This is a genomic window from Shinella pollutisoli (assembly GCF_024609765.1).
In the GTDB taxonomy this organism is placed as follows: domain Bacteria; phylum Pseudomonadota; class Alphaproteobacteria; order Rhizobiales; family Rhizobiaceae; genus Shinella; species Shinella pollutisoli.
In genome coordinates this window covers 11,604-28,216 of sequence record NZ_JANFDG010000045.1, presented here as the reverse complement: position 1 = coordinate 28,216, position 16,613 = coordinate 11,604, and the positions used below count along the sequence as shown (strand labels likewise).

Genomic DNA, 16,613 nt, shown 5'->3' with positions numbered 1-16,613 from the left:
CCTCAACGCAAGAATGAGAGACCATCTCACAAAAACGCTTGCGGCCTAACACCGTTGCTTTTTTCGCCCGAAGGTTCCGCCCTCTCAGGCGGCGCGGCGATCCGCGTCCGCCGGAGCGGCGAGACGGAAATTGCCGAGCAGCGTCTTCAGCTGCTCGCTTTCCTGCGTCAGCGTCTGGCCGGCGGCGTTGGTCTCCTCGACCATGGCGGCGTTCTGCTGCGTCATCTGGTCCATCTGGTTGACCGCCGTGTTCACCTCGGCGAGGCCGACGGCCTGCTCGCGGGCGGCGGTGGCGATCGACGTCACCTGGTCGTTGACGCGGTTGACGAGGGCCTCGATCTCGCTCAGCGCGTCGCCGGTCGAGCGCACCAAGGCCACGCCGGTGCCGACCTCGGCCGCCGAATTGCTGATCAGCCCCTTGATCTCCTTCGCCGCGTTGGCCGAGCGCTGGGCGAGCTCGCGCACCTCCTGCGCGACGACGGCGAAGCCGCGGCCCGCCTCGCCCGCCCGCGCCGCCTCGACGCCGGCGTTGAGCGCGAGCAGGTTCGTCTGGAAGGCGATCTCGTCGATGACGCCGATGATCTGGCTGATGCGGCTGGAGGCGTCCTCGATGCGGCTCATCGCCGCGACGGCGTCGCGGACGATGGTGCCGGAGCGGCCGGCCGACTGCTTCGTCTCGGCCACCATGCGGCTTGCTTCCGCGGCGCGCTCGGAGGCGTTGCGCACCGTCGCGGTGATCTCGTCGAGGGCGGCGGCCGTCTCCTCCAGCGAGGCGGCCTGCTGCTCGGTGCGCTGCGACAGGTTGTTGGCGGCTTCCGCAATGCCGGCGGCGCTGCCGTGCACGACCTCGGTCGAGCGGGCGATGGAGCCGATCACGCCCGAGAGCGCCTCGACGGCCCGGTTGAAGTCGTCGCGCAGTTTCGCATATTCCGGCGCGATCGTGTCGATCGAGGCGGCGAGGTCGCCGTTGGCGAGCCGTTCGAGCGCGCGCCCGACGGTGTTCATCGCCTCGTCCTGGCTGCGGCTCGCCTGCCGGCGGCGCTGCTCGCCCTCGCTGCGCTCGGCGTCGAGCCGGGCCTGCTGGTCGGCCTCGCGGACGCGCAGCTCGGCGCGCTCGGCCACCGACTGGCGCAGCACCGAGACGACGCGCGCCATGTCGCCGATCTCGTCCCCGCGGTCGGTCTCCGGCACCTCGCCGGAGACGTCCTCCGCGGCGATCGCCCGCATGGAGACGCCGAGGCGGGCGAGCGGGCCGGTCACGCTGCGCACGATCGCATAGGCGGCGAGCACGATGGCGAGGCCGCCGGCGGCGAGGATCGCCGCCATCTCGATGGCGTTGCGGCGGAACAGGGCGGCAAGGTCGTCCGCATAGACGCCGGTGCCGACGATCCAGCCCCAGGGCTCGAAGCCGGCGACGTGCGAATATTTCAGCACCGGCTCCTCGAAGCCCGGCTTCGGCCAGTAGTAGTCGACGAAGTCCTGACCGGTCGGGCTCGCCTTCACCGCCTTCACGAATTCCTGGAAGATGTGCTTGCCGGTCGGGTCCCGCATGCCGGACTGGTCGGTGCCGTCGAGCTCCGGCTTGATCGGATGCATGACGATCACGCTTTCCATGTCGTTGATCCAGAAATAGCCGCTGTCCTCGTAGCGCAGCGCCCGCACCGCGTCCTTCGCCCGCGTCTGCGCCTCCTCGCGCGAAAGCGTGCCGGCGGTCTCCAGCCCGTGGTAGAAATCGAACAGCGTCAGCATGTTCTCGTCCATGGCGGCGAGCTTCGACTTGCGCTCGGCGACCATCGCGTCCTGCTGGTGGTAGAGGCCGTAGGCCAGCGCCGCGGCGAAGATCGTCAGCGCCAGGCCGACAAGCAGGGAAAGACGCGTCGATATTCTCAAACTCTTCACCGGAGCCTCCTGGACGTTCCGAAGGCGCCATGCCTCCCCGTCCGAAAGTCCGGGAAATGATTTAAGAACCGCTAAAATTGCCGCTATCAATTCTTGGAGACGCCGCGCCGCCTCTTCCGCCGCGCCGCCCCTTCGGCTAGACCGGTCGCGACACACCGGAGAGGACCCGCATGACCGACAGACAGACGCCGAACGGCCAGCTCACCCTTCGCACGCTCGCCATGCCGGCGGACGCCAATGCCGCGGGCGACATCTTCGGCGGCTGGGTCATGGCGCAGATGGACCTCGCCTCGGGCATCCGCGCGGCCGAGCGCGCCCGCGGCCGCGTCGTCACCGCCGCCGTCAAGGAAATGGCCTTCGAGCTGCCGATGCGCGTCGGCGACACGCTCAGCATCTATACCGACGTCACCCGCGTCGGCCGCACCTCGATCACGCTCACCGTCGAGGCCTGGGCGCAGCGCTACCTCACGACCACCGTCGAGAAGGTGACGGCCGCCACCTTCATCATGGTCGCGCTGGACCGGGACGGCCGGCCGACGCCCGTGCCGGAAGAGTAGAGCATTTCCGGCAAAGGCGTGGAGCGGTTCTGCATCCGGAAATGCGCAGAAAACCTAACCCTTGAAGACGAAGGCCGCGCCGGCGGCGATCAGCGCGAAGCCGACGGCGTGGTTCCAGGTCAGGCTCTCCTTCAGCCAGAACACCGAGAAGCCGGCGAAGACCAGGAGCGTGATCACCTCCTGGATCGTCTTCAGCTGCGCCGCCGTATAGACCCCGTGGCCCATGCGGTTGGCGGGCACCGCGAGGCAATATTCGAAGAAGGCGATGCCCCAGCTCGCCAGCACGACGACGAGCAGCGGCGCCGACTTGAATTTCAGGTGGCCGTACCAGGCGAAGGTCATGAACACGTTCGAGGCGCAGAGCAGCACGATGGGCCAGACGGCCGCGGGAGACAGGCTGAGGGGCATGGGGGAGATCCTGAAGGAACGCTGAGCGGCAGAACGCATATACCAGCGCGCGCCGCCGTCAAGAGCGGGCCGTTGCAGATGGAACGATGACGGTGCCCCCTCCCCCTTCTCTCCGCCGGAAGAAGGTCGCGGCAGGCGGATGAGGGGGACGCCGAAGGCGGGCTGCGACGCGCTCCATCCCCTCGTCCGCCCCTTCGGGCCACCTTCTCCCCGGCGGGGAGAAGGGGAAGCGGCAACGTCGCATCCCCATCCGACGGCCTTGTCGCCAAGAGGGCAATCCGTTTCCCTTTTGTACCCGTTCCCTCTTTTCTTTCCGGGTGACTCTCGCCATATTCCCCGCATGGCCAGATCACCGAAGAAATCCGCCCCCTCGACCCCCGGTTTCGAGGAAGCCCCGCAAGCGCCGTTCGAGGGCGCGCCGCTTTCCGGCAGCGTCTCCGACTGGGTGAGGCAGCTCGAGGCCGAGGCCGAGGCCGCGGGTATCGAGAGCCGCCGCGAGATCGCCTCCAAGGCCGGCAAGCACCGCAAGACGGTGGAGAACGCGGCCCGCCGGCAGGCGGAGAAGGTCGCGGTCGGAAAATCGGCCGCAGGCCGCAAGCCCGAACGGGCGTCCGAGCTCATGCGAGGCCCCCGCGGAGCGCAGGCGCGCGGCGCCGACAGCGTGAGCGCAAGCAAGACCTCCCGCGGCGTGTCGATCGGCGGCTCGTCCGACCCGAAGACGCGGGCCGCGGCCGGCCTCAACCCGGTCTCCGGCCTCGACGTCTCGCTGGAGGACGCCGCCGCGCTCGACAAGGGCTCCGGCGTCACCGCCACCGTCGAGGCGCTGGCCAGGCTGATCGAGAGCGGCAACCCGCTGTTCAAGGACGGCAAGCTGTGGACGCCGCACCGCCCGCCCCGGCCGGAGAAGTCGGAGGGCGGCATCCCGATCCGCATGGTCACCGACTACAAGCCCTCCGGCGACCAGCCGACCGCCATCCGCGACCTCGTCGAGGGCCTCGACTCGGGCGAGCGCAGCCAGGTCCTGCTCGGCGTCACCGGCTCCGGAAAAACCTTCACCATGGCCAAGGTGATCGAGGAGACGCAGCGCCCCGCCGTCATCCTCGCGCCGAACAAGACGCTCGCCGCCCAGCTCTACAGCGAGTTCAAGAACTTCTTCCCCGACAACGCGGTCGAGTATTTCGTGTCCTACTACGACTATTACCAGCCGGAGGCCTACGTCCCGCGCTCGGACACCTATATCGAGAAGGAATCCTCGATCAACGAGCAGATCGACCGCATGCGCCACTCGGCGACGCGCTCGCTGCTCGAACGCGACGACTGCATCATCGTCGCCTCGGTCTCCTGCATCTACGGTATCGGCTCGGTCGAGACCTACACGGCGATGACCTTCCAGATGCAGGTCGGCGACCGGCTCGACCAGCGCCAGCTTTTGGCCGACCTCGTGGCGCAGCAGTACAAGCGCCGCGACATGGATTTCCAGCGCGGCTCCTTTCGCGTGCGCGGGGATACGATCGAGATCTTCCCGGCCCACCTGGAGGATGCCGCCTGGCGCATCTCGATGTTCGGCGACGAGATCGACGCCATCACCGAGTTCGACCCGCTCACCGGCCAGAAGACCGGCGACCTGAAGTCGGTGAAGATCTACGCCAACAGCCACTACGTCACCCCCCGCCCGACGCTGAACGGCGCCATCCGGGCGATCAAGGAGGAGCTGAAGCAGCGCCTCGCCGAGCTGGAGAAGGCCGGCCGCCTCCTGGAGGCGCAGCGGCTGGAGCAGCGCACGCGCTACGACCTGGAGATGCTGGAGGCGACCGGCTCCTGCGCCGGCATCGAGAACTATTCGCGCTATCTCACCGGCCGCCGGCCCGGCGAGCCGCCGCCGACGCTGTTCGAGTACGTGCCGGACAACGCCATCATCTTCATCGACGAGAGCCACGTCACCGTCCCGCAGATCGGCGGCATGTACCGCGGCGACTTCCGCCGCAAGGCGACGCTCGCCGAATACGGCTTCCGCCTGCCCTCCTGCATGGACAACCGCCCGCTGCGCTTCGAGGAATGGGACGCCATGCGCCCCGACACGATCGCCGTCTCGGCGACGCCCGGCAACTGGGAGATGGAGCAGGCCGGCGGCGTCTTCGCCGAGCAGGTCATCCGCCCGACCGGCCTGATCGACCCGCCGGTCGAGGTGCGCCCGGCCAAGAGCCAGGTCGACGACGTGCTGGGCGAGATCCGCGACACGGCCGCGAAGGGCTACCGCACCCTCGTCACCGTGCTCACCAAGCGCATGGCCGAGGACCTCACCGAATACCTGCACGAGCAGGGCGTGCGCGTGCGCTACATGCACTCCGACATCGACACGCTGGAGCGCATCGAGATCATCCGCGACCTGCGGCTCGGCGCCTTCGACGTGCTGGTCGGCATCAACCTCCTGCGCGAGGGCCTCGACATCCCCGAATGCGGCTTCGTCGCCATCCTCGACGCCGACAAGGAAGGATTCCTGCGCTCGGAGACCTCGCTGATCCAGACGATCGGCCGCGCGGCGCGCAACGTCGACGGCAAGGTCATCCTCTATGCCGACCAGATCACCGGCTCGATGCAGCGGGCGATGGACGAGACCGGCCGCCGCCGCGAGAAGCAGATGGCCTACAATGCCGAGCACGGCATCACGCCGGAATCGGTGAAGGCGAAGATCTCCGACATCCTCGACTCGGTCTACGAGCGCGACCACGTCCGCGCCGACATCACCGGCGTCGCGGGCAAGGGCTTCGCCGAGGCCGGCCACCTCGTCGGCAACAACCTCAAGGCCCACCTGGAGGCGCTGGAGAAGCAGATGCGCGACGCCGCCGCCGACCTCGACTTCGAGGCCGCCGCCCGCATCCGCGACGAGATCAAGCGCCTCAAGGCCGCCGAGCTCGCCGTCATGGACGACCCGATGGCAAGGCAGGAGGCGAAGACGCAGGAGAAAACGCCGAAACCAGCGGACGGCCCCGCCTCCTATTTCCAGAAGCCGTCTCTCGACGACATGGGACCGGGCACCGACACGGCCCGGCCGCTCTTCCGCAAGAATACCCTGGACGAGATGACCGTCGGCCGCACGGAGAAGCCGGTCTCCGGGGCGCTGCCGGACCGCCCGGCCGAAAGCGTCGGCACGAAGAAGCGCGCCGACGACGCGCCGGTGCAGCGCGGCAAGATCGGCGTCGGCAGCTACGAGGACCCGGCCGAGCAGAAGCGCAAGGGGCGGACGAAGGGGAAAACGGGAAGGCCGGGGCGGTGAAACACTGCCTTTAGCGCCAAGGTATACAATTAGCACCAAACTGTACAAACATATGGTTTCTAAGTCCGATGTCTAAAACTGTTGCCAAATGAACCAAAAGCCGCTCCACTTCAGAAACTGTACTCTTATTTAGATAAGCTTGACCATTTTTTTGCGGCAACCACATATAGTTTGGGAAATTTAAACCATGTGCAAAACTATGCCTAATCTTCAAAATCTCGTTTAGACGGGACTGCACCGCTTGCCACACCATCCCTCTCTGTGGCCATCCCCATATTCCAACAGGATCAAATCCTGTACACTCAACAATTAAATTCCTAGTGTTATCAAAATTCGGTGTATTAAATTTTTCCAGCCTCCGATCAATTAGCATACTATGTGAATTTCTAAAATTCATTAGATGAATATTATTTACCCCACCGATGCAACTATGATACTCTCTTATAATACTATTGATGTAACCATTCCATGAAGCCACGTCCATAGCCATGCATGCATGGTAAAAAATTTGCCTATCAGAAATAGGCATATTTACTAACGAAGGAAATGAATCCAACTTGTTCGATTTTCGAACCGAAGAGATCATTCTTTGAAGCGCAAGAGATGACATTCTCTAAAGTCTACTAACAAAACTTAATAAGTCCTTTTTGTAATTCTGAAGAGGCTCTTTGTTCAACTGAACCCTTTCCCCAGCGACTCTTTTTGGTCCGGGAGAGATTTTATGGACCGGCGTACCAGTCAAACTCGAAACGATAGCCGCACTATGATAATCCCTAATATCAGAAAATTCACTTGACGGCTTTACTCTCTTGTTATAGAATGGACTTTTATTTTTGGAATAAATAAAATCAACCGTATCCTGCACCCTCTTACTGGCCGCCAAATACGCCTTACTTGGCTTTCCCTCATAGTATGAGACTCTATTATTTACTATAGTATGAATTTTTGGAACGTTAACACTATTCAAGATAGCTTTCTCAGAAAAGGAAATTTTTGCATAAGCCGAAAGCTGGTCTTCTCCGATGCCATACAAGAGCGCAAACACGTTCTCTATTGCGCGCCGGCTGCTATCATCTGCTGTAAAAGGAACGATAACACGATCGGATGCAATTAGTGCCATCTGTGTATACACTGCAAAGCTCGGATTACAATCTATTACAAAGAATGTCTCATTATACCCCGCCGCTGCACGCAGCTGTTTAACTAAATCCCTTATCCAGCTCATCACTTTAGACCAGGAGTCCAAGGGAACAGCAAGTTGTGAAGCTTGACGCATAGCCTCCGATAATACCTCAAGGATATAATCTCCAGCAACAAGACGAATATTTTCAGGGATTCGCTTATTAAATTCGCTGGGTTTACAAACGAACTCATCAATATCGCTGATAGGAACAAATGGAGAATTTAGACGCTTCTCAATATAACCTCCAATGGTACGCCTTACAGATTGATTTTCAATCAGGCTGCGATATCCCTCCGCCAATTCACCGGGCCCCAATAGTATTTCTGAAACATTTGCTTGGGGACACAAATCGATAACATAAACCAACACTTCGGGATTACGGTAAGCATACTCACAAGCAGCAACAAAAGATAAATAAGTTTTCCCAACACCGCCTTTATTATTCCAAAATGCATACGCCGTCATTGCCCTTCCTCACATCATGCATTTGTAAGCATACTCTTTCCCGGGAATATGTCGATCCTCGTTTAACAAATTACACAATCCAGATAGATCAATGAGTGCAATTTCACTCCATACCATCCTCTCCTCGTCTACCCTGAATATATCACACGGTATTGCAGCGCTTTCGATACGGAAAGACGATATCCTATCTCGAACGCACTGACGAAAAGGTCTTCTCTGGCAATACGGAGAAAGCACCGAGCGCGGCAGCCACTGCCGATCAGAGACGCCCTATTGAAAGGATTTAACCTACTCTCCCCTACTCCGCCGCCTCGCCCTTCGGCATGTCGGCGACGGCGAGCTCGTAGGAATAGCCCTCCAGCATCGCATAGGCCTGCTCGATCGCGGCGATCTGCCCTTCCGCGTCGCGGATCGCGTCGGCGATCGATTGCGAGCGGGCGCGCAGCATCGAGCCGAGGAAGTCGGTGCCGGGCTTGCGGCCGAGGCGGTCGATGTGCTGGCGCACGCGGTTGCGGTGGCGCTCCAGCTCGAGGATGTGGAAGCGGCTCTTGACGATGTCGTCGGAGAGTTTGCGGCGCATGGCGGCGAGCGGGTCGAAGCTGCCGGGCTCGCGCTCGTCGAGGATCACGTCGTTGACCAGCGGCTCCAGCAGCATCAGGCCCTTGAGGTCGCGCGGGTCGGCGAGCTGCGGGTCGAAGCCGGTGTCGTCATAGACCTTGCGGCGCACGGGATCGCGCAGCAGGTCGTAGCAGGTCTGCAGCCGGGCGAAGGCGTCGGCATCGCCGCCCGAATCGGGATGCACGCCCTTGGCGGCCTTGCGATAGGCGGCCTTCACCGCCTGGTCGTCGGCATCGCGCTCGATTCCGAGCATGGCATAGGGATCGATCACGCAGCACCCGTCCGTCTGTCTTCCGCTTCGAATGCCCCAGACCTAGCCGCTCGGCCGGCGGCCATCAAGCCCGAAGCAGGGCGAGTTTCCAACCGCGACGGGACGAAATTGTGGTCGCCGCGCGGCCATGCACAGGAAGCTATTCCGCCGCCGCCGCCGTGCGCGCGGACAGGACCGCCGCGAAGGCGGCGGCGATCACCTCCGGCCCCGCGCCCGGCCGCGTGGCGTCGGCCGAAAGGATCTGCCGGTAGCGCCGGGCGCCCGGAAAGCCCTGGAAGAGGCCGATCATATGGCGCGTGACGTTGGCGACCCGGCCGCCGCCGGCCACGACCGCGGCGGCATGGTCCATCATCGCGTCGCGCACCTCTTCCCAATAGGCGGCGGGAAGGTCCTGCGGGCGAAGCGGCGTGCTGGCCGGCGGCGTCTCCGGCCGGAACGGATGGGGAAAGAGCGCGTCGACGCCGGTGAGCACGCCGCTGTCCTGATAGGCCGCGCGCCCCAGCATCGCCCCGTCGAGCCCGGCCGTCTCGGCCACGGCCTGCGAAAGCGTGTGAAGGCCGCCGTTCAGCCCGATGAAAAGATTCGGATTTTCCGCCTTCAGCCGCCGCACGATGCCGTAGTCGAGCGGCGGGATGTCGCGGTTCTCCTTCGGGCTCAGCCCCTGCAGCCAGGCCTTTCGCGCATGCACCCAGAGGGCGTCGACGCCGGCACTCTTGACCTGCGAGACGAGGTCGAACAGCGCCGCCTCCGGGTCCTGGTCGTCGACGCCGATGCGGCACTTCACCGTGACGGGGACGGCGACCGCCGCCTTCATCGCCGCCACGCAGCCGGCGACCGTCTCCGGCTCGCGCATCAGGCAGGCGCCGAAGGTGCCGGACTGCACCCGGTCCGAGGGACAGCCGACGTTGAGGTTGATCTCGTCGTAGCCGAAATCCGCGCCGATCCGCGCCGCCGCCGCGAGCTTTGCCGGATCGCTGCCGCCGAGCTGCAGCGCCACCGGATGCTCGGCCGGATGATGGGCGAGCAGCCGCTCGCGGTTGCCGCGCAGGACGGCGTCGGCGACGATCATCTCGGTATAGACGAGCGCATTCCGCGTGAGCTGCCGCGCGAAATAGCGGTACCGGCTGTCCGACCAGTCGATCATCGGCGCGGTGGCGAAGATCTTCGCCCCCGCGGCAAGCGCGTCTCGATAGAAGAAACGGGATGTCATGGCCGGGCTCATAGCGCATCGGCGGCGGAAAAACCACCCTGCGGGCCTTTCCCCGTCCGGGCGGGCGAGTGCTAGAGTGGCGGCAGGAATCACGGAGGAGACCATGCCGCTTTATGCCCTCGACGACCACCGGCCGACGCTACCGGCGGAAGACCGCCACTGGATCGCCCCGGACGCCAACGTCATCGGCCGGGTGATCCTCGGCGAGGACGTCGGCATCTGGTTCGGCGCGACGCTGCGCGGCGACAACGAGCCGATCACCGTCGGCGCCCGCTCGAACATCCAGGAGGGCGTCGTGGTGCACACCGACCCCGGTAAGCCGGCGACGATCGGCGAGGGCTGCACCATCGGCCACGGCGCCATCATCCACGGCTGCACCATCGGCGACAACTCGCTGATCGGCATGGGCGCGACGGTGCTGAACGGCGCGGTGATCGGCAGGAACTCGCTCGTCGGCGCCGGCGCGCTGGTGACGGAAGGCAAGGTCTTCCCCGACAATTCGCTGATCGTCGGCAGCCCCGCCAGGGCGATCCGCACGCTGGACGAGGCGGCGATCGAGGGCCTGCGCCGCTCGGCGGAAAGCTACGTGAAGAACTGGCGGCGCTTCAGGGCGGGGCTGAAGCCTATCGCCTAGGCGCAGCCTGCGCAGAGGCCGCGGATCTCGATCGTCGTCTTGCCCGTCTTGAAGTTGCGGTCGCGGGCGAAGGCCTTCAGCCGCTCCTCGATCGTGTGGTCGTGGAACTCGGTGACCTTGCCGCAGCTCTCGCAGATGGTGAAGGCGGTGACGCCGTGGGCGTGGCAGTCCTCGTCGGGATGGGCGCAGGCGACGAAGGCGTTGATGCTTTCGAGCCGGTGCACGAGGCCGAACTCCAGAAGCTTGTCGAGCGCCCGGTAGACCTGCAGGGGGGCGCGGAAACCGTCGCCGCGCAGCTTGTCGAGGATCGAATAGGCGCTGAGCGGCGCCTCGGCCTGCGACAGCACCTCGAAGACCAGGCCCTGGTTGCGGGTGAGCGGCTGCATGGTCATGCGGGGTCTCCTTGTCTGAGGGCCGGGCGCGGCCGCGTGAGGAGGCTCGCGACGAAGAGCGCGAGCGCGGCCACGACGATGGACGGGCCGGAGGGCGTGTCGAACGTCAGCGAGCCGAACAGCCCGCCGACGACCGCGACCGTGCCGACGAGCGAGGCGGCGACGGCCATCGCCTCGGGGCTGGCGGAGAAGCGCCGGGCGGTCGCGGCGGGGATGATCAGGAGCGAGGTGATGAGCAGGATGCCGACGACCTTCATGGCGATGGCGATGACGAGCGCCATCAGCAGCATGAAGACGAGCCGCGCGCGCTCCGGCTCCAGCCCCTCGGCCTCCGCCAGTTCGGGGTTGACCGTGGAGGCGACGAGCGGCCGCCACAGCCGCACGACGGCGAAGAGCACGAGGATGCCGCCGCCCCAGACGAGATCGACGTCGCCGCGGCTCACGGCGAGGATGTCGCCGAACAGGAAGCCGACGAGGTCGATCCTCACCCAGGTCATGAAGGAGACGAGCACGAGGCCGATCGCCAGCGTCGCGTGCGACAGGATGCCGAGCAGCGCGTCCGTCGACAGCGTGCCGCGCTTCTGCAGGAGAAGCAGCAGCACCGAGACCATGGCGGCGACGGCGAAGACGCTGAGCGTCAGGTTGAGGTCCATCAGCAGCGACAGCGCCACGCCGAGCAGCGCCGAATGCGCCATCGTGTCGCCGAAATAGGCCATGCGCCGCCAGACGACGAGGCAGCCGAGCGGCCCGACGGTGATGGCGAGCCCGACGCCGGCGGCAAGCGCGCGGATGAAGAAGTCGTCAAGCATCGCGCCGCTCCCCGCCCGCCTCGCCGCCGGGCGCCGGATGCTGGCCGCAGCCGCAGTCGGGGCCGTGGGTATGGACGATGCGCATCGGCCCGGCCCGCCCGCCGGTCGGCAGCAGGTCGTGGCGGCCGTCGTCCGGCCGGCAGTCCTCGGTGATCGAGCCGTCGGCATGCAGCACCCGGCCGTCCGGCAGGTGGGTATGGTCGTGGTGGTGCTGGTAGAAGGCGAGCGTCTGGCCGGCCCGCGCGCCGAACAGGCGCAGATATTCCGGGCTGCGGCTCACCGCCTGCGGCGTGCCGCGGCAGCAGACGTGGCCGTTGAGGCAGATCACCGTGTCCGTCTCGGCCATGACGACGTGCAGGTCGTGCGAGATCAGCAGGATGCCGCAGCCGGTGGTGTTGCGGATCGTCTTGATCAGGTCGTAGAGCGCGATCTCGCCGGAGAAGTCGACGCCCTGCACCGGCTCGTCGAGCACCAGCAGGTCCGGCTTGCGGGCGATGGCGCGGGAAAGCAGCGCGCGCTGGAACTCGCCGCCGGAGAGATGCTGCACCTCGGCGCGGGCGAGATGGCGGATGCCGGTCGCGGCGAGCGCGGCGTCGATCTCCGCCCGCTTCAGCGGCGCCGTCAGCGTCATCAGCCGCTCGACGGTGAGCGGCATGGTCCAGTCGACCGAGAGCTTCTGCGGCACGTAGCCGACCTTGAGGCCCGCCTTGCGCGCCACGCTGCCCTCGTCCGGCTTCAGGACGCCGATCGCCGCCTTGGCGGTGGTCGACTTGCCGGAGCCGTTCGGGCCGATCAGCGTGACGATCTCGCCCGGCGCGATGGAGAATTCCACGCCGCGCACGAGCCAGCGGCCCTGCCGGCGCACGCCGACGCCCGTCAGCGAGACGAGCGGCGCGGCGGTCCTGGTGTTGGTCTGCAGCATCAATTTTTTTCCGAAGCGGCTGTTGCCACCTGCTATGGCACACGTTATAGCATAACGCAATTGATGTAATAACATTACGCCTGCCGATCAAGACGGAGTCCCCGATGAACAAGACATTGCGTGCCTTTTTCCTTTCCGCCGCCCTCCTCTCCGCCGGCCCTGCGCTGGCGCAGGAGGCCGTCCCCAGGGTGATCGTCTCGATCAAGCCGATCCATTCGCTCGTCGCCGCGATCATGGACGGCGTCGGCGAGCCGGGGCTGATCGTCGAGGGCGCGGCCTCGCCGCACACCTATTCGCTCAAGCCCTCGAACGCGGCGGCGCTGCAGGAGGCGGACGTGGTCTTCTGGGTCGGCCACGGGCTGGAGGCCTTCCTCGACAAGCCGCTGGAGACGCTCGGCGGCAAGGCGACGGTCGTGGAGCTGGAGGACGCGCCCGGCCTCGAAAAGCTGCCCTTCCGCGAGGGCGGCCCCTTCGAGGCGCATGTGCACGAGGGAGAGGACCACGATCACGCCGCCGGGGACGGTCACGACCACGAGGCCGAGGGCGAGAGCGAGGAAGGCCACGACCACGCCCATGCCGAAGGCGGCGGGCACGAGGGCCACGAGCACGGCGAAACCGACATGCACCTCTGGCTCGATCCCGGCAATGCCCGCGCCATCGCCGCCGAGATCGCGGCGAAGCTGTCGGAGAAGGACCCGGCGCATGCCGACGCCTACAAGGCCAATCTCGCCGCGCTGGAAGGCCGGCTCGACGCGCTCGACAAGGAGATCGCCGGCATCGTCGCGCCGGTCAGGGACAGGCCCTTCATCGTCTTCCACGACGCCTACCAGTATTTCGAGCACCGCTACGGCGTGAAGGCCGCCGGCTCCATCACCGTCAGCCCGGAGACGCTGCCCGGCGCCGAGCGGCTCTCGCAGATCCGCGACAAGGTGAAGACGCTGGGGGCCACCTGCGTCTTCGCCGAGCCGCAGTTCGAGCCGAAGCTGGTCGAGGTGGTGATCGAGGGCACGCCCGCGAAATCCGGCACGCTCGACCCCGAGGCCGCCACCTACGATGCCGGCCCCGATCTCTATTTCGACCTGATGAAGGGCCTCGCCACGTCGCTGCGCGATTGCCTGGGCGCGGCCGGCTGATCAGCCGAGCGCTTCGTAGCGGAGATGCCGGAAATCCGCCGGCATCGCCCGCCCGCTGACGTCGAAGGCGAAGAGGCCGACGAAGGCGCCGGTGAAGGAGCCGTGCTCGCCGCGCCCGCCCTCGTCCGAGACGACACCGGCGTCGAGCACCGGGCCGATCGCCCGCCAGCCGCCGGCGCCGCCCGGGCGCCAGAAGAACCGGAGATCGTTCTCCCGCACCTCCGCCGCCAGTTCCAGCGCCCCCTCCCCGACCGCGACACCGCTGCCGGCCGGAAACTCCAGCCGGCCCTCCGGATAGTCGCCGGGGCAGGACAGGATGGTCAGCACCCGTCCCAGCCTTTCATGCATCGTCAGCCCGAGCGCGTGGAACTTGGTGCGGCCGTAATAATGCGTCAGCCCTGCGGCCTGCTGGTAGACCTCGGGCGACGCCTCGATGACCGTCTCGGCGCGGAAGGCGTGATGCTCCTGCCGGCGCGCCACCAGCGCCTGCTCGAACCAGCTGCCGATGCTCTCCCGCCCGAACAGCCTGAGATGCCCGGGCCGCGCGGTCGGCGAGAAGATCCGCTCCGGCTCCGGCGTGCGCAGCCACTGGAATTCCGCGGGCAGCACGCCGCCGGAAAAATCATGGAGGACTGCGGCCGGCCTCTCCTGCGCCACCGCGCCCGCAGGCGCCTCCACCTCCACCTCCGGCACCGGCGAGCCCGAGGCCGGATAGAGCCAGCCGTCGTCGCGCCAAGCGCATTTCTGCAAGGCCGTCTCGCGGCCGAGCGTGCAGCGGCGCCGCGGTGGCAGCGGCCGGCCGCAGAGAAGGGTGTGGTAGGCCTCGCCCTCGGGCGTCTCGACATATTGCCCGTGGCCGGCCCGCTGCAGGGGCGCCTCCGGATGGTCCCTGGCCGTGAAGAGATGGGTGTCGGGATGGAGCTCGTAGGGCCCGTCGATCGTCCGCGAGCGCGCCATGGTGACGGCGTGCTCGTAGCCCGTGCCGCCCTCGGCGGTGGTGAGATAGTACCAGCCGTCGCGGCGGAAGAGATGCGGCGCCTCGACCAGCCCGAGCCTGCTGCCCGCGAAGATGGTCTTCGCCGGACCGACGAGCCGGCGCGCCGCCGGGTCCCATTCCTGCAGCAGGATGCCGTCGAAGGCATTGTGCGCGGCGCCGGAATGGTTCTCCGGCCGGTGGTTCCAGCGCATGTTGAGGAACCATTTCCGGCCGTCCCCGTCGTGGAACAGCGAGGGGTCGAAGCCGGAGGAATTGACGTGGACCGGATCGGACCACACGCCGTCGACGCTTTCCGCCGTGACGATGAAGTTGTGCGCGTCCTTGAAATTGCCGTCGAAGCGCTTGACGTCCGTATAGACCAGCCAGAACAGCCCGTCGGCATAGGACAGGCACGGCGCCCAGACGCCGCAGCTGTCGGGATTGCCGCGCATGTCGAGCTGGCTTTTCCGGTTGAGCGGCCGGGCGACGAGCCGCCAGTTCACGAGGTCGCGCGAATGGTGGATCTGCACGCCGGGATACCACTCGAAGGTGGAGGTGGCGATGTAATAGTCCCGGCCCACCCGGCAGATCGAGGGGTCCGGGTTGAAGCCCGGCAGGATCGGGTTGCGGATCATCGGCTTCTCCTCGTGCACATGCGTCGTTCTCCTGCCGGACACCCGGCACGGCGGATTCAGGCGCGCTCGGCGGAGCGGGCCCACAGGTTGATGTCCGCCTCCCTGGCATGGACGTCGATCTCGGCCAGCTCCGCGGCGGAGAAATCGGGCCTTTCCAGTGCCCTGACGCAATCGACGATCTGCTCCGCGCGGCTGGCGCCGATCAGCGCGGAGGTGACGCGTCCGCCGCGCAGCACCCAGGCGATCGCCATCTGCGCCAGCGTCTGGCCGCGCCGCTCGGCGATCCCGGCGAGCTTGCGGATGTTGTCGACGATCGGCGGACGGATGAAGTCCTTCTTGAGGGCGCCGTCGCGCGCGGCGCGGCTGTCGGCCGGGATGCCGGAGAGATATTTCTCCGTCAGCATGCCCTGCGCCAGCGGCGAGAAGACGATCGAGCCGATGCCGAGCTCGTCGAGCGTGTCGATGAGGCCGTCGTCCTCGATCCAGCGGTTGAGCATGGAATAGCTCGGCTGGTGGATCAGGCAGGGCGTGCCGAGGTCCTTCAGGATCGCCGCCGCCTCGCGCGTGCGCTGCGAATTGTAGGAGGAGATGCCGACATGGAGCGCGCGGCCGGAGCGCACGATATGGTCGAGCGCGCCGCAGGTCTCCGTAAGCGGCGTGTCCGGGTCGAAGCGGTGCGAATAGAAGATGTCGACATAGTCGAGGCCGAGGCGCTTCAGGCTCTGGTCGCACGAGGCGATCAGGGACTTGCGGCTGCCCCATTCGCCGTAGGGTCCCGGCCACATGCCGTAGCCGGCCTTGGAGGAGATCACGAGTTCGTCGCGCAGGCCGGCGAAATCCGTGCGCAGGATCGCGCCGAAGGCGGTCTCGGCAGCGCCTCCCGGCGGGCCGTAATTGTTGGCGAGGTCGAAATGGGTGATGCCGAGGTCGAAGGCCGTGCGGCACATGGCGACCTTGCGCTCGTGCGGCGTGTCGTTGCCGAAATTGTGCCAGAGCCCGAGCGAGATCGCCGGCAGCTTCAGCCCCGACCGGCCGACGCGGTTGTAGGTCATGGTGTCGTAGCGGTTCTCCGCCGGCTGCCAGGCCATGGGATGCTCCTTCTGTATGGGCAGGTCTCAATACCGCTCCCGCAGCCGCCGCCACAAGAGGCATTCCCCCTTCTCCCCATCGGGGAGAGGTCGCGGCAGCGGGATGAGGGGGCGCCGCAGGCGAAAGTGCCGCTCGTTC

15 protein-coding genes are annotated in these 16,613 nt (G+C 65.9%); 4 read left to right on the top strand and 11 right to left on the bottom strand.

All coding sequences use genetic code 11. The features are described 5' to 3' along the window. Positions 1–84: 84 nt before the first annotated feature. Positions 85–1,899: a methyl-accepting chemotaxis protein gene (locus NNZ72_RS24265; RefSeq protein ID WP_257318245.1), complete on the bottom strand. Its 1,815-nt coding sequence runs from the start codon at positions 1,897–1,899 to the stop codon at positions 85–87. A 170-nt stretch (positions 1,900–2,069) separates the two neighbouring features. Here NNZ72_RS24265 and NNZ72_RS24260 point away from each other — a divergent pair, with 170 nt between their 5' ends. After that, positions 2,070–2,456, top strand: a complete 387-nt coding sequence (locus NNZ72_RS24260) for an acyl-CoA thioesterase (RefSeq protein WP_257318244.1) — start codon at positions 2,070–2,072, stop codon at positions 2,454–2,456. 54 nt (positions 2,457–2,510) lie between these two features. Here the strand turns inward: NNZ72_RS24260 and NNZ72_RS24255 are convergent, their stop codons facing one another. Continuing rightward, on the bottom strand, positions 2,511–2,864 hold the full coding sequence (locus tag NNZ72_RS24255; RefSeq protein WP_257318243.1) for a DMT family protein: 354 nt from the start codon (positions 2,862–2,864) through the stop codon (positions 2,511–2,513). 340 nt (positions 2,865–3,204) lie between these two features. Between NNZ72_RS24255 and uvrB the strand changes: the two genes are divergently transcribed. Next, on the top strand, positions 3,205–6,138 hold the full coding sequence (uvrB, locus tag NNZ72_RS24250; RefSeq protein WP_257318242.1) for an excinuclease ABC subunit UvrB: 2,934 nt from the start codon (positions 3,205–3,207) through the stop codon (positions 6,136–6,138). Between the two features lie 10 nt (positions 6,139–6,148). Here the strand turns inward: uvrB and NNZ72_RS24245 are convergent, their stop codons facing one another. From NNZ72_RS24245 to dusA, 4 genes are all read right to left on the bottom strand, one after another. Beyond that, entirely contained in the window at positions 6,149–6,628 is a 480-nt protein-coding gene (locus tag NNZ72_RS24245) for a hypothetical protein (RefSeq protein WP_257318241.1), read from the bottom strand. A 123-nt stretch (positions 6,629–6,751) separates the two neighbouring features. After that, positions 6,752–7,786 carry a ParA family protein gene (locus tag NNZ72_RS24240; RefSeq protein ID WP_257318240.1) on the bottom strand — a complete coding sequence of 345 codons (1,035 nt, stop codon included), beginning with the start codon at positions 7,784–7,786 and terminating at the stop codon, positions 6,752–6,754. 298 nt (positions 7,787–8,084) lie between these two features. Further along, positions 8,085–8,657, bottom strand: a complete 573-nt coding sequence (locus NNZ72_RS24235) for a J domain-containing protein (protein WP_257318249.1) — start codon at positions 8,655–8,657, stop codon at positions 8,085–8,087. 157 nt (positions 8,658–8,814) lie between these two features. Continuing rightward, a complete protein-coding gene (dusA, locus tag NNZ72_RS24230; RefSeq protein WP_257318239.1) occupies positions 8,815–9,885 on the bottom strand; it encodes a tRNA dihydrouridine(20/20a) synthase DusA in 1,071 nt (356 codons plus the stop codon). 103 nt (positions 9,886–9,988) lie between these two features. Here dusA and NNZ72_RS24225 point away from each other — a divergent pair, with 103 nt between their 5' ends. Beyond that, the gene (locus tag NNZ72_RS24225; protein ID WP_257318238.1) at positions 9,989–10,519 is read left to right on the top strand and encodes a gamma carbonic anhydrase family protein; all 531 of its coding nucleotides are present in this window, start codon (positions 9,989–9,991) and stop codon (positions 10,517–10,519) included. Here the strand turns inward: NNZ72_RS24225 and NNZ72_RS24220 are convergent. Genes NNZ72_RS24220 through NNZ72_RS24210 form a run of 3 tightly spaced genes read right to left on the bottom strand, consistent with a single transcriptional unit; the run spans position 10,516 to position 12,642 of the window. Beyond that, a complete protein-coding gene (locus tag NNZ72_RS24220) occupies positions 10,516–10,911 on the bottom strand; it encodes a Fur family transcriptional regulator (RefSeq protein ID WP_257318237.1) in 396 nt (131 codons plus the stop codon). The two genes, NNZ72_RS24225 and NNZ72_RS24220, sit on opposite strands and share 4 nt — an antisense overlap. After that, positions 10,908–11,720: a metal ABC transporter permease gene (locus tag NNZ72_RS24215; protein ID WP_257318236.1), complete on the bottom strand. Its 813-nt coding sequence runs from the start codon at positions 11,718–11,720 to the stop codon at positions 10,908–10,910. The genes NNZ72_RS24220 and NNZ72_RS24215 overlap by 4 nt, the downstream gene beginning before the upstream one ends. Beyond that, positions 11,713–12,642 carry an ATP-binding cassette domain-containing protein gene (locus NNZ72_RS24210; RefSeq protein ID WP_257318235.1) on the bottom strand — a complete coding sequence of 310 codons (930 nt, stop codon included), beginning with the start codon at positions 12,640–12,642 and terminating at the stop codon, positions 11,713–11,715. The genes NNZ72_RS24215 and NNZ72_RS24210 overlap by 8 nt, the downstream gene beginning before the upstream one ends. A 104-nt stretch (positions 12,643–12,746) precedes the next feature. Between NNZ72_RS24210 and znuA the strand changes: the two genes are divergently transcribed. Beyond that, complete coding sequence (znuA, locus tag NNZ72_RS24205; RefSeq protein WP_257318234.1) at positions 12,747–13,775, top strand: zinc ABC transporter substrate-binding protein ZnuA; 1,029 nt, start codon at positions 12,747–12,749, stop codon at positions 13,773–13,775. Here the strand turns inward: znuA and NNZ72_RS24200 are convergent, their stop codons facing one another. Both NNZ72_RS24200 and mgrA read right to left on the bottom strand, forming a co-directional pair. Further along, the gene (locus tag NNZ72_RS24200) at positions 13,776–15,386 is read right to left on the bottom strand and encodes a glycoside hydrolase family 43 protein (protein WP_257318248.1); all 1,611 of its coding nucleotides are present in this window, start codon (positions 15,384–15,386) and stop codon (positions 13,776–13,778) included. It lies immediately after the preceding gene. 56 nt (positions 15,387–15,442) lie between these two features. After that, the gene (gene mgrA / locus NNZ72_RS24195; protein WP_257318233.1) at positions 15,443–16,474 is read right to left on the bottom strand and encodes an L-glyceraldehyde 3-phosphate reductase; all 1,032 of its coding nucleotides are present in this window, start codon (positions 16,472–16,474) and stop codon (positions 15,443–15,445) included. Positions 16,475–16,613: the final 139 nt, after the last annotated feature.

Excerpts from the sequence above, each read along its gene's own strand:
- znuA (WP_257318234.1), top strand. The coding sequence starts at position 12,747 with ATGAACAAGACATTGCGTGCCTTTTTCCTTTCCGCCGCCCTCCTCTCC.
- NNZ72_RS24225 (WP_257318238.1), top strand. The coding sequence starts at position 9,989 with ATGCCGCTTTATGCCCTCGACGACCACCGGCCGACGCTACCGGCGGAA.
- NNZ72_RS24235 (WP_257318249.1), bottom strand. The coding sequence starts at position 8,657 with ATGCTCGGAATCGAGCGCGATGCCGACGACCAGGCGGTGAAGGCCGCC.
- uvrB (WP_257318242.1), top strand. The coding sequence starts at position 3,205 with ATGGCCAGATCACCGAAGAAATCCGCCCCCTCGACCCCCGGTTTCGAG.
- NNZ72_RS24260 (WP_257318244.1), top strand. The coding sequence starts at position 2,070 with ATGACCGACAGACAGACGCCGAACGGCCAGCTCACCCTTCGCACGCTC.
- dusA (WP_257318239.1), bottom strand. The coding sequence starts at position 9,885 with ATGACATCCCGTTTCTTCTATCGAGACGCGCTTGCCGCGGGGGCGAAG.
- NNZ72_RS24255 (WP_257318243.1), bottom strand. The coding sequence starts at position 2,864 with ATGCCCCTCAGCCTGTCTCCCGCGGCCGTCTGGCCCATCGTGCTGCTC.
- NNZ72_RS24240 (WP_257318240.1), bottom strand. The coding sequence starts at position 7,786 with ATGACGGCGTATGCATTTTGGAATAATAAAGGCGGTGTTGGGAAAACT.
- NNZ72_RS24200 (WP_257318248.1), bottom strand. The coding sequence starts at position 15,386 with ATGATCCGCAACCCGATCCTGCCGGGCTTCAACCCGGACCCCTCGATC.
- NNZ72_RS24210 (WP_257318235.1), bottom strand. The coding sequence starts at position 12,642 with ATGCTGCAGACCAACACCAGGACCGCCGCGCCGCTCGTCTCGCTGACG.
- NNZ72_RS24220 (WP_257318237.1), bottom strand. The coding sequence starts at position 10,911 with ATGACCATGCAGCCGCTCACCCGCAACCAGGGCCTGGTCTTCGAGGTG.
- NNZ72_RS24245 (WP_257318241.1), bottom strand. The coding sequence starts at position 6,628 with ATGGCTATGGACGTGGCTTCATGGAATGGTTACATCAATAGTATTATA.
- mgrA (WP_257318233.1), bottom strand. The coding sequence starts at position 16,474 with ATGGCCTGGCAGCCGGCGGAGAACCGCTACGACACCATGACCTACAAC.
- NNZ72_RS24215 (WP_257318236.1), bottom strand. The coding sequence starts at position 11,720 with ATGCTTGACGACTTCTTCATCCGCGCGCTTGCCGCCGGCGTCGGGCTC.